Consider the following 13,342-nt stretch of genomic DNA (forward strand, 5'->3'; position numbering starts at 1 on the left):
TTTAGAAGAAACGTGGGGCTACCACTTTTTCTACACGTTTAAACAATTCATAACGTAAAAATATTTCGTGTGAACCAGAGTTAAAATTTCCTAATCTGGTAACATCTCGATCGTAGGCATATCCTACTAACCAAGAATCGTTAATTTGAAATCCTGCCATAGCGCTCCATGCTGCACTCCAACGATAGGCGGCTCCCAATGAAAATTTTTCATTAAACCAAAAATTCCCTGATAAATCGACTTGTAATGGGGCTCCATTTACATATTTAATCATCGTTGTGGGTTTAAATTGTACTTCACTACTTAGGCGAAATACGTGTCCTGCTATTAAATGAGGGTGCATACGTTCACTGGCTACGTATTGAACATCGTTATCATAGTATTTTTGTTCTAATATAAAAGGGATGGATAGTCCTACATAGGTCTTATCTGAATACCAAAATGCTCCTGCTCCTATATTGGGGAAAAAACGATTGTCTACATTTTGTCTTATCAAACCATCTGATACATTATGAATCTTTGTCTTATTAAAATCAACACTAAAAAAATTAGCTGTTCCTTTTATTCCAAAAGACAATTTAGAGTTTTCTGTAGTGTTAATATTATAACTTAGGTCTACTGATATTGCATTTTCATCTGAAGGACCTATTTTATCGTTTATAACGCTTACTCCTAATCCCATCCTATTGTTAAGACCTAAGGGGGTACTCATTGCAACTGTATTTGTCTTTGGGGCTCCTTCTAATCCTACCCATTGGGAGCGGTGCATTACTAAAGCACTAAAACAACCGCGGGTACCTGTGTAACCGGGATTTACATTGGCAGTGTTATACATATATTGTGTATACTGTGCTTCTTGTTGAGCAAAACTAATTCCACTCATTAAAAGTAGTAAATATATAATTTTGTTTTTCATATCATATTCTTTTTTAAATATCCTCCGCCCTAAAGACGGAGGTATATTAATTCTTTATCTATTGATATATAAATAACCTGCTTTTTCTTGGGGCATACCTTTAGTATCTTCGTACTTAAACATATAATAGTATGTTCCTTCTGGCAATTCTTCTAATTGTTTGATCGTAACTCGTCCTGATGATATGCCTCGGAATGATCGATCATTATTATTATATCCTTTTGCCTCATATACTAATACTCCCCATCGGTTGTAAACTTCTACTGAGTTATTAGGAAATTTATCTATTCCGTCTATAAAGAATACATCGTTATTCCCATCTCCATTAGGAGTCATGTGGTTGTAAATAACAAATTCCTCTTTGTTTGATGGTTCTACTCTTACAGTTACTGTAGCGGTATCACAAATAGTGTTAAATGGTGTTAGCAAGCAAATTTTGTAAGGTATAGTATAAGTTCCAGAAGGTGTTCCAGAAGGTACTATTACGTTACCATTTAAATCAATGTATGGATTTTTTTGACCTGTCCAAGCAGTTGTTGTTAATGTTATGTTATTTAAATTTGCTTGATTTCCGTCAGCTAAATCGAATCCATTTCCATTATCTGTAAATATATTTCCTAATGTCTCTCCTTGGCTACCGTTTTGAGAAGAAAAGATATCGTTCTGAGCATTAACACTAGGCTCACCCACTGTTATATTAGAACTAACATTGCTGCAGTTTTTAGGATTGTTGACTTCACAAATGGTGTAGTTAACGGTGTATGTTCCCGCAGGGGTGTTAGCTGGTATTGATACTGTTCCGTTTGGATTTAGTATTAGTCCAGACCCCATAGGAACTGTACTTGCTGTAATTTGAACATTACCAGGAGCCGTTCCTACTGTTACTAATGCTCCGTTAAGTGTATCATTGGCCGTAAGTGGAGCGGTTGTTCCTCCCGATAGACCGTTTATAGGCGTTGTTGTTTCTGTTATGGCTATAATCTGAGGAGTATCTACCACTACATTAGAACTAACATTGCTGCAGTTTTTAGGATTGTTGACTTCACAAATGGTGTAGTTAACGGTGTATGTTCCCGCAGGGGTGTTAGCTGGTATTGATACTGTTCCGTTTGGATTTAGTATTAGTCCAGACCCCATAGGAACTGTACTTGCTGTAATTTGAACATTACCAGGAGCCGTTCCTACTGTTACTAATGCTCCGTTAAGTGTATCATTGGCCGTAAGTGGAGCGGTTGTTCCTCCCGATAGACCGTTTATAGGCGTTGTTGTTTCTGTTATGGCTATAATCTGAGGAGTATCTACCACTACATTAGAACTAACATTGCTGCAGTTTTTAGGATTGTTGACTTCACAAATGGTGTAGTTAACGGTGTATGTTCCCGCAGGGGTGTTAGCTGGTATTGATACTGTTCCGTTTGGATTTAGTATTAGTCCAGACCCCATAGGAACTGTACTTGCTGTAATTTGAACATTACCAGGAGCCGTTCCTACTGTTACTAATGCTCCGTTAAGTGTATCATTGGCCGTAAGTGGAGCGGTTGTTCCTCCCGATAGACCGTTTATAGGCGTTGTTGTTTCTGTTATGGCTATAATCTGAGGAGTATCTACCACTACATTAGAACTAACATTGCTGCAGTTTTTAGGATTGTTGACTTCACAAATGGTGTAGTTAACGGTGTATGTTCCCGCAGGGGTGTTAGCTGGTATTGATACTGTTCCGTTTGGATTTAGTATTAGTCCAGACCCCATAGGAACTGTACTTGCTGTAATTTGAACATTACCAGGAGCCGTTCCTACTGTTACTAATGCTCCGTTAAGTGTATCATTGGCCGTAAGTGGAGCGGTTGTTCCTCCCGATAGACCGTTTATAGGCGTTGTTGTTTCTGTTATGGCTATAATCTGAGGAGTATCTACCACTACATTAGAACTAACATTGCTGCAGTTTTTAGGATTGTTGACTTCACAAATGGTGTAGTTAACGGTGTATGTTCCCGCAGGGGTGTTAGCTGGTATTGATACTGTTCCGTTTGGATTTAGTATTAGTCCAGACCCCATAGGAACTGTACTTGCTGTAATTTGAACATTACCAGGAGCCGTTCCTACTGTTACTAATGCTCCGTTAAGTGTATCATTGGCCGTAAGTGGAGCGGTTGTTCCTCCCGATAGACCGTTTATAGGCATTGTTGTTTCATCTACTGCACATATTTGATTATATACTGTTATAGCAGATGATGCAGGTGAAATACAACCATTAGAATTAGTAACTGTGAAGGTATATGTATTGCCTGGATTTAGTCCTGTAAAATTTACACTAGTTCCAGTGCCATTTAATGTAAGACCACTTGGCGATGTTATAATAGTCCATGGATCTGATGTTGGTAAACCATTTAAAGTAACACTTCCTGTTGAAGTGATACAGTTTGGTTGTGTAATAGCTCCTGTTATAGGGGCTGATGGTGTTACTGGTTGTGTATTAATAGTAATAGTTGTAGCAGCTTGTGCAGTACAGGTGTTATCAGCAGTACTTCGTACTCGTAAGGTATAGGTAGCAGGATTTAATCCGCTAAATACGTTGCTGGCTTGATAACTTGTTCCGTTATTAATACTGTATTCTACATCCGTTTGTGTAGTAAAGGTAATGGTACCTGTTGATAGTGTACAAGTAGGTTGTAATGTTGTAGCTGTAGGGGGTGTAGGCGTTGCAGGTTGCGCATTGATAAGAACCTGTGCACTTACAGAAGAGGTACATCCCGCCGCATTTGTTTCCGTAAAAGTATAAGTACCCGCATTAGCCGTAACAACCCCCGTTGCCGAGATATTCAAAACCGCAGGACTAAAATTATAGACACTATTAGAATTATAGCCCATAATTTGAAAACTACCCGTAGCAGTAGCACAAGTAGGTTGTGTAACAGCCCCCGCTAATGGCGCATTAGGCGTTGCAGGTTGTGCATTGATAAGAACCTGTGCACTTACAGCAGAGGTACATCCCGCCGCATTTGTTTCCGTAAAAGTATAAGTACCCGCATTAGCCGTAACAACCCCCGTTGCTGAGATATTCAAAACCGCAGGACTAAAATTATAGACACTATTAGAATTATAGCCCATAATTTGAAAACTACCCGTAGCAGTAGCACAAGTAGGTTGTGTAACAGCCCCCGCTAATGGCGCATTAGGCGTTGCAGGTTGTGCATTGATAAGAACCTGTGCACTTACAGCAGAGGTACATCCCGCCGCATTTGTTTCCGTAAAAGTATAAGTACCCGCATTAGCCGTAACAACCCCCGTTGCTGAGATATTCAAAACCGCAGGATTAAAATTATAGACACTATTAGAATTATAGCCCATAATTTGAAAACTACCCGTAGCAGTAGCACAAGTAGGTTGTGTAACAGCCCCCGCTAATGGCGCATTAGGCGTTGCAGGTTGTGCATTGATAAGAACCTGTGCACTTACAGCAGAGGTACATCCCGCCGCATTTGTTTCCGTAAAAGTATAAGTACCCGCATTAGCCGTAACAACCCCCGTTGCTGAGATATTCAAAACCGCAGGACTAAAATTATAGACACTATTAGAATTATAGCCCATAATTTGAAAACTACCCGTAGCAGTAGCACAAGTAGGTTGTGTAACAGCCCCCGCTAATGGCGCATTAGGCGTTGCAGGTTGTGCATTGATAAGAACCTGTGCACTTACAGCAGAGGTACATCCCGCCGCATTTGTTTCCGTAAAAGTATAAGTACCCGCATTAGCCGTAACAACCCCCGTTGCTGAGATATTCAAAACCGCAGGACTAAAATTATAGACACTATTAGAATTATAGCCCATAATTTGAAAACTACCCGTAGCAGTAGCACAAGTAGGTTGTGTAACAGCCCCCGCTAATGGCGCATTAGGCGTTGCAGGTTGCGCATTGATAAGAACCTGTGCACTTACAGCAGAGGTACATCCCGCCGCATTTGTTTCCGTAAAAGTATAAGTACCCGCATTAGCCGTAACAACCCCCGTTGCTGAGATATTCAAAACCGCAGGATTAAAATTATAGACACTATTAGAATTATAGCCCATAATTTGAAAACTACCCGTAGCAGTAGCACAAGTAGGTTGTGTAACAGCCCCCGCTAATGGCGCATTAGGCGTTGCAGGTTGTGCATTGATAAGAACCTGTGCACTTACAGCAGAGGTACATCCCGCCGCATTTGTTTCCGTAAAAGTATAAGTACCCGCATTAGCCGTAACAACCCCCGTTGCTGAGATATTCAAAACCGCAGGATTAAAATTATAGACACTATTAGAATTATAGCCCATAATTTGAAAACTACCCGTAGCAGTAGCACAAGTAGGTTGTGTAACAGCCCCCGCTAATGGCGCATTAGGCGTTGCAGGTTGTGCATTGATAAGAACCTGTGCACTTACAGCAGAGGTACATCCCGCCGCATTTGTTTCCGTAAAAGTATAAGTACCCGCATTAGCCGTAACAACCCCCGTTGCTGAGATATTCAAAACCGCAGGATTAAAATTATAGACACTATTAGAATTATAGCCCATAATTTGAAAACTACCCGTAGCATTAGCACAAGTAGGTTGTGTAACAGCCCCCGCTAATGGCGCATTAGGCGTTGCAGGTTGCGCATTGATAAGAACCTGTGCACTTACAGCAGAGGTACATCCCGCCGCATTTGTTTCTGTAAAAGTATAAGTACCCGCATTAGCCGTAACAACCCCCGTTGCTGAGATATTCAAAACCGCAGGATTAAAATTATAGACACTATTAGAATTATAGCCCATAATTTGAAAACTACCCGTAGCATTAGCACAAGTAGGTTGTGTAACAGCCCCCGCTAATGGCGCATTAGGCGTTGCAGGTTGCGCATTGATAAGAACCTGTGCACTTACAGCAGAGGTACATCCCGCCGCATTTGTTTCTGTAAAAGTATAAGTACCCGCATTAGCCGTAACAACCCCCGTTGCTGAGATATTCAAAACCGCAGGATTAAAATTATAGACACTATTAGAATTATAGCCCATAATTTGAAAACTACCCGTAGCAGTAGCACAAGTAGGTTGTGTAACAGCCCCCGCTAATGGCGCATTAGGCGTTGCAGGTTGCGCATTGATAAGAACCTGTGCACTTACAGCAGAGGTACATCCCGCCGCATTTGTTTCCGTAAAAGTATAAGTACCCGCATTAGCCGTAACAACCCCCGTTGCCGAGATATTCAAAACCGCAGGACTAAAATTATAGACACTATTAGAATTATAGCCCATAATTTGAAAACTACCCGTAGCAGTAGCACAAGTAGGTTGTGTAACAGCCCCCGCTAATGGCGCATTAGGCGTTGCAGGTTGTGCATTGATAAGAACCTGTGCACTTACAGCAGAGGTACATCCCGCCGCATTTGTTTCCGTAAAAGTATAAGTACCCGCATTAGCCGTAACAACCCCCGTTGCTGAGATATTCAAAACCGCAGGATTAAAATTATAGACACTATTAGAATTATAGCCCATAATTTGAAAACTACCCGTAGCATTAGCACAAGTAGGTTGTGTAACAGCCCCCGCTAATGGCGCATTAGGCGTTGCAGGTTGCGCATTGATAAGAACCTGTGCACTTACAGCAGAGGTACATCCCGCCGCATTTGTTTCTGTAAAAGTATAAGTACCCGCATTAGCCGTAACAACCCCCGTTGCTGAGATATTCAAAACCGCAGGATTAAAATTATAGACACTATTAGAATTATAGCCCATAATTTGAAAACTACCCGTAGCAGTAGCACAAGTAGGTTGTGTAACAGCCCCCGCTAATGGCGCATTAGGCGTTGCAGGTTGTGCATTGATAAGAACCTGTGCACTTACAGCAGAGGTACATCCCGCCGCATTTGTTTCCGTAAAAGTATAAGTACCTGCATTAGCCATAACAACCCCCGTTGCCGAGATATTCAAAACCGCAGGACTAAAATTATAGACACTATTAGAATTATAGCCCATAATTTGAAAACTACCCGTAGCAGTAGCACAAGTAGGTTGTGTAACAGCCCCCGCTAATGGCGCATTAGGCGTTGCAGGTTGTGCATTGATAAGAACCTGTGCACTTACAGCAGAGGTACATCCCGCCGCATTTGTTTCCGTAAAAGTATAAGTACCTGCATTAGCCATAACAACCCCCGTTGCCGAGATATTCAAAACCGCAGGACTAAAATTATAGACACTATTAGAATTATAGCCCATAATTTGAAAACTACCCGTAGCAGTAGCACAAGTAGGTTGTGTAACAGCCCCCGCTAATGGCGCATTAGGCGTTGCAGGTTGTGCATTGATAAGAACCTGTGCACTTACAGCAGAGGTACATCCCGCCGCATTTGTTTCCGTAAAAGTATAAGTACCTGCATTAGCCATAACAACCCCCGTTGCCGAGATATTCAAAACCGCAGGACTAAAATTATAGACACTATTAGAATTATAGCCCATAATTTGAAAACTACCCGTAGCAGTAGCACAAGTAGGTTGTGTAACAGCCCCCGCTAATGGCGCATTAGGCGTTGCAGGTTGCGCATTGATAAGAACCTGTGCACTTGCAGTAGAGGTACATCCCGCCGCATTGGTTTCCGTAAAAGTATAAGTACCCGCATTAGCCATAACAACCCCCGTTGCCGAGATATTCAAAACCGCAGGACTAAAATTATAGACACTATTAGAATTATAGCCCATAATTTGAAAACTACCCGTAGCAGTAGCACAAGTAGGTTGTGTAACAGCCCCCGCTAATGGCGCATTAGGCGTTGCAGGTTGTGCATTGATAAGAACCTGTGCACTTACAGCAGAGGTACATCCATTAGAATTAGTGACAGTAAAAGTATAGGTGTTATTTCTTGTTAGACCACTAAAAATTGCATTACTTCCAGAACCTGTTATGCTAGTGCCACCAGGTGAAGCTGTTACAGTCCATGTGCCAGATGCAGGTAAATTATTGAAACTAACACTTCCTGTAGAAACATTGCAGCTAGGTTGTGTTATACTTGATATAATAGGAGCTGCTGGCAATGGGTTGACTATTACATTCGTTGAATCTGATATAGTACAGCCTCCAGGTGTTGTAACGACAAGTGTATAGATACCATTATGGCTAGTATTACTATTTGCGATTATTGGGTTTTGTTGATTTGATGTAAAACCATTTGGTCCAGTCCAGTTATAACTAAGCATTCCTGAAATAGAAGAGAAGATTATAGGTGAACCAACGCAGGAAGTAAGAGGATTAGTGGTTAATGTTGTTTTTGTAATATTTACCCAATGATCTTCAGCTTCTCCATCAGCAGCAAAGCCAGAAGGAGAAAGATTTTGAGTAGTGGATAATCTTAATCGGGCATAGTAACTATTACCAGAAGTAAGTCCACTAATTGGATTTAAAGGGACATTTATATTTCCGTTTGTGCCTGAAGGAATTATAGCATTTGTGTTTTCGTTGTTATCAAAAATACCATTTGAATTAGCATCTATCCATAAATTTAAATAAGCTAAACTGGCAGTGGTGTTTTTTACAAATACGGTTCCTGTACATGTAGACCAGTTAATATCTTGTATACCATCTTCATCATCAATTCCAGTGATGTCATCTGTATTAGGTATAGTACCATTAGTTACGGGGTTATAGTTGCTTTCAACATCTATATTAGTACCAAGAATTAAATTTGGGCTTACAAAAGAACCTTTTTGTGCGTCTAATACGTTGGTTGTTGTGCTTAAGGTATTTAGACTAGGTGAGGTAAAAGTTCCTCCTTGGATAGAATTGTTTACTATATGAGTAGCTTTTCCGTACGAGTTAGGAGCATCTGAGTAATCCAGATCCTCTATAAATCCAATGCCAAAATGTTGCCCACCACCTCCTTTTACTTGAGCGTCTATATAGGGAACATCTTCAGCAATTAATAAAGCGTCACCTCTACTATCTCCAGTTCCAGGATTGGTAACTTTAATAGTTCGACCTGAATTTGAAACGTCTAGTCGGATGGATGAGTTAGTCCAATTGTCATTTTTTATATACTTATCTAAGTATCTTACGGTTCCTGAAGGGACTGTAATTTGATAGAATTCGCTAGTACTAGCTAGTGTTTCTGTTCCTCCTATGACAAATGCGGCCACATTACCCGATATGCCATTTGGATAATTGGCTGTTATGGTAATTCTGAAAGTAGAAGTACAAGCATTACACCCGTTGTTTATACCTACAATGTTACCAGCTCCAGTATTTCCTCCAATATTTCCATAACCACTAGGGAAGTTATTTCCTGAATAATCATAAGAATTGCTGGATTTTGGGGTGCCTGTAACGTTTGATATTGTGGCTTGATAAAGAACACCTGCGGGAGAAGTGAAAGTTCTTGAGGATCCGTTAGTAATCAAATCACCTCCAGCGCCGTCCTTATTAAGATCTCAATTTAACCAAAATATACGATCTTTATAAAGTCCACTACCTGTTGTAGCCTTGCCTGCATCTGGAACTTGTGCAGATGTTAGGTTAGGAAAAAAAGAACTTAAAAATAAGTATGTAAAAATGATTAATGTCTTAAGATTAGGGGCTTTCATTTTTTTTATATTTTTATTTTGTAAAATTAATAGTTTTTTTGTGGTTATTTTGTAGAAAACTTTCTAATAAGTGTATTTTTATTAAGAATGACGGGTTGTTTTTTGAAAATAAATAAAGATAAAGTTAATTAGATTTCTTTGTAATTAAACTTGATTAGATTTTTATACTTCTAAACTAAAATGTATCTTTGTCGCGATTTTTAAAATTTTTATTTTGAGTACTACTCATAAGATGTCTTTATCATTAAAAACTTTTTTACTTGATTTTAAAGAAATAACAAAAGCAGGTTTGGCTGTGAGTGTTGTTTTTTCTTCTTTAGCTGGTTTTATGCTTGGGGTAGAAGAAATTAATCAAAGTACAATGATTACTCTTGTTATGTTGGCAATAGGAGGCTACTGTATGGTGGGAGCTTCTAATGCTTACAATCAAATTATAGAGAAAGATTTAGATGTTTTGATGGATCGTACTAAAAATAGACCTATTCCTTCAGGAAGGATGTCTGTAAAAAAAGCTTTTTTTATAGCAACTATCTTGGCAGTTTTAGGAGTTGTTGTTTTGTATAATATTAATGAGAAATCAGCTATGTTTGGTGCTGTTTCTATTTTTTTATATACAAGCATGTACACGCCTATGAAAACAAAGACTCCTTTGTCTGTTTTTGTGGGAGCGTTTCCAGGAGCAATTCCTTTTATGTTAGGTTGGGTTGCAGCTACTAATGAGTTTGGTATCGAGGCAGGAACATTGTTTTTAATTCAGTTTTTTTGGCAATTTCCTCATTTTTGGTCTATAGGATGGTTTTTGTTTGATGATTATGAAAAAGGTGGTTTCTTTATGTTGCCAACAGGTAGTCGTGATAAGTCAACCGCCATGCAAATTATTTTGTATACAATTTGGTTGGTAGTTGCTTCTGTTTTGCCAAGTTTTGGTTATACAGGACAATTATACTTGTCTGATTTGTCAGCTTTGTTAGTATTGGCTATGGGGGGGTGGATGCTTTTATACGCAGTCAAATTGTATCAACAACAAACGCCAAAAGCTGCTAAGAGTTTAATGTTGGTGAGTGTAACCTATATCTCACTATTGCAAATAGTATATGTTTTAGATAAATTTTTAAGATAATGGAAATTACCATACAAGAAGAAAAACAAAAAAAAGTTCGCTCTTATAAATTAATCCTGTTGTTTGGGATGCTAAGTATGTTTATGATGTTTGCGGGTCTTACTAGTGCTTATTTAGTTAGTGCTTCTCGTAAGGATTGGGTACATGATATGGTATTGCCTCCTGCTTTTATGATTAGTACTGTTGTAATTATTTTAAGTAGTGTAACAATTCATTTGGCGAAATTAGCTATACGAAAAGATAATCGTGCTAAGGTGTCTTTATACTTGGGTTTAACTTTGGTTTTAGGACTAGTGTTTGTGTTTTTGCAGTTTACAGGGTTTAGCCAAATTGTAGCAATGGGATATTATTTTACAGGTAGCGAAAGTACGGTAACTACTTCTTTCCTTTATATGTTAACGTTGTTGCATTTAGTTCACCTTTTTGCAGGTGTAATTTCACTATTAATTATAATTTATAATCATTATAAACAAAAATATAATTCTACTCAAACCTCTGGAATAGAGCTTGGTGCGATGTTTTGGCACTTTTTAGATTTTCTTTGGGTATATTTGTTTCTGTTTTTATATTTCGTATAAAAAATAAAAAATGTAAATTTGACAACTTTTTAAAATGAATTCTATGGCAACGACAGTTACTACAAGTACTGAAGGTAAAGTTTGGGGCGGCGGAAACGAGCCTATGAAAGCAAGCTATGGTAAAATGATGATGTGGTTCTTCATCGTTTCGGATGCTTTAACTTTCTCTGGATTCCTTGCTTCTTACGGTTTTTCAAGATTTAAATTTATCGAAACTTGGCCTTTGGCCGATGAAGTGTTTACTCACTTCCCATTTATGCATGGAGTGCCTGCTCCAATGTATTATGTAGCATTGATGACTTTTATCTTAATTTTTTCATCTGTAACTATGGTATTAGCTGTTGATGCAGGTCACCAAATGAAAAAAGATAAAGTAGCAATCTATATGTTTCTTACCATTGTTGGAGGTTTTATATTCGTTGGCTCTCAAGCTTGGGAATGGAAAAATTTTATCAAAGGAGAATATGGTGCAATAGAAACTAAAGGCGGGTCTATTTTGCAATTTGTTGATAAAGATGGCAAACGTGTAGCTTTGCATGAGTTTGCATTGCAGTTACCAGAAGAAAGAACACAACACACAAGTAATAAAGGTTTGTGGTTTGTGAGCGAATCAGCTCTGACTTCTGTGTCGGTTGCAGAAGTAGTAGAAGGATTTAAAGCAAATCAAAATTTATTAATTCGTTCTGAAAAAGTAAATCCAGAAACTAAACAAAAAATTGTTTTAACTCGTGAAGAGTCTTTAAAAAGGTTAGAAGGGGCTAAGTCAGTAGTTGAAGGTGCTAATTTAAAGCAAAACGAGTACGGAAATAAATTGTTTGCTGATTTCTTCTTCTTCATTACTGGATTCCACGGTTTCCACGTATTTTCAGGTGTTATTATCAACATCATTATATTCTTTAATGTACTTTTAGGTACTTATGAAAGAAGAGGAAGTTATGAAATGGTTGAAAAAGTAGGTTTATACTGGCACTTCGTAGATTTAGTTTGGGTGTTTGTATTTACATTCTTCTACTTAGTATAATAAAAAAAGTAAGATTATGGGACACGCACACGAATCGAACGCGGGAAAAATTTGGAAAGTTTTTGGAATACTTTCTGTTATAACAATTATAGAAGTTGTTTTGGGTATTTATAAACCTCATTCACTTTATTTTACAAATGTTTTAGGTACGAATTTACTTAATTGGATTTTCATTATCTTAACAGTAGCTAAAGCATACGGAATTATGTGGTCATTCATGCACCTTGAAGGAGAAGTTTCTTCTTTACGTTGGTCTATAGTAGCACCATTAGTATTCTTAATCATATATTTAGTTTTTATCTTATTAGTTGAGGCTGATTATGTATTTGGGGTGTTCAAAAATTCGACCATAAAGTGGAATTTTTAACAACATATTAATTCATAAAGAATCCCGATTTGCGTCGGGATTTTTTTATTTTTGTATACTCACAAAATTCCTTTTATGAAGAAAAAAATAATACTTATAATATTATTGGTCTTACCAATTATTATTTACTTGATTTTTGCCTCGGCTACACATAATCAACTGTTTTTGCCTACTATTTCAAAAAATAATCTTGATTTACCTAATTGGAAAAGTTTAGAAAAAAAGAACGTAACATTAAAGGGCAAAATAACAGTTATAGGGTTTTTAGGAAGTGATATTAAGAGTGTGCAAGGGAATATTTTTAATTTTAATCAAAAAATTTATGATAAATATGTTGGGTTTAAAGATTTTCAAGTAGTCTTTTTAGCTGTTGATGGAAGTCAAAATCAAGTTAAAGAACTGTTTGATAAATTAAAAGGATTTACAGAAAATATGTCAGGTTATCATATTGTTTTTGCATCTAAATCGGAGATTCAAACTTACTATGATTCATTTAAACTTAGAGGTAAGCTAAATAATGATTGTGCAACTTCAGAAGTATTTATTTTAGATAAAGATATTAATCACAGAGGACGTATAGGGAAAAATAAAGAAGGAATAGAAGAATATCGTGAAAGTTATAATACTACTTCTGCTGCTGATTTACATAATGAAATGATGGACGATATTAAAATTCTTTTAAGAGAGTATCGTTTAGCTCTAAAAAGAAACAAGAATAAAGAAGATTTTCGTTTACACGAAAAAAAATAAGATTATA

Annotated in this window: 8 protein-coding genes; 5 read left to right on the forward strand and 3 right to left on the reverse strand. The window is 37.8% G+C overall.

The window, feature by feature from the left end:
- Window position 1 precedes the first annotated feature (1 nt).
- From ACUXZJ_RS05605 to ACUXZJ_RS05615, 3 genes are read right to left on the reverse strand one after another with little or no spacing between them, the layout of a single operon-like run.
- A complete protein-coding gene (locus ACUXZJ_RS05605; RefSeq protein ID WP_060382883.1) occupies window positions 2-916 on the reverse strand; it encodes a PorP/SprF family type IX secretion system membrane protein in 915 nt (304 codons plus the stop codon).
- 54 nt (window positions 917-970) lie between these two features.
- Complete coding sequence (locus tag ACUXZJ_RS05610) at window positions 971-9,316, reverse strand: T9SS type B sorting domain-containing protein (protein ID WP_446195970.1); 8,346 nt, start codon at window positions 9,314-9,316, stop codon at window positions 971-973.
- 30 nt (window positions 9,317-9,346) lie between these two features.
- On the reverse strand, window positions 9,347-9,499 hold the full coding sequence (locus ACUXZJ_RS05615) for a hypothetical protein (protein WP_446195972.1): 153 nt from the start codon (window positions 9,497-9,499) through the stop codon (window positions 9,347-9,349).
- 232 nt (window positions 9,500-9,731) lie between these two features.
- Here ACUXZJ_RS05615 and cyoE point away from each other — a divergent pair, with 232 nt between their 5' ends.
- From cyoE to ACUXZJ_RS05640, 5 genes are all read left to right on the forward strand, one after another.
- Window positions 9,732-10,619: a heme o synthase gene (gene cyoE, locus ACUXZJ_RS05620; protein WP_088418183.1), complete on the forward strand. Its 888-nt coding sequence runs from the start codon at window positions 9,732-9,734 to the stop codon at window positions 10,617-10,619.
- A complete protein-coding gene (locus ACUXZJ_RS05625) occupies window positions 10,619-11,197 on the forward strand; it encodes a cytochrome c oxidase subunit 3 (protein WP_060383441.1) in 579 nt (192 codons plus the stop codon). Before cyoE ends, ACUXZJ_RS05625 begins: the two co-directional genes overlap by 1 nt.
- Before the next feature lie 43 nt (window positions 11,198-11,240).
- Window positions 11,241-12,218 (forward strand): cytochrome c oxidase subunit 3, encoded by a 978-nt coding sequence (locus tag ACUXZJ_RS05630; protein ID WP_060383896.1) that lies wholly within the window; start codon window positions 11,241-11,243, stop codon window positions 12,216-12,218.
- A gap of 16 nt (window positions 12,219-12,234) precedes the next feature.
- Entirely contained in the window at window positions 12,235-12,585 is a 351-nt protein-coding gene (locus tag ACUXZJ_RS05635) for a cytochrome C oxidase subunit IV family protein (RefSeq protein ID WP_060383440.1), read from the forward strand.
- A 75-nt stretch (window positions 12,586-12,660) separates the two neighbouring features.
- Complete coding sequence (locus ACUXZJ_RS05640) at window positions 12,661-13,335, forward strand: hypothetical protein (RefSeq protein WP_060383439.1); 675 nt, start codon at window positions 12,661-12,663, stop codon at window positions 13,333-13,335.
- The last annotated feature ends 7 nt before the right edge of the window (window positions 13,336-13,342 follow it).

The organism is Flavobacterium sp. TN-1, from assembly GCF_052828645.1.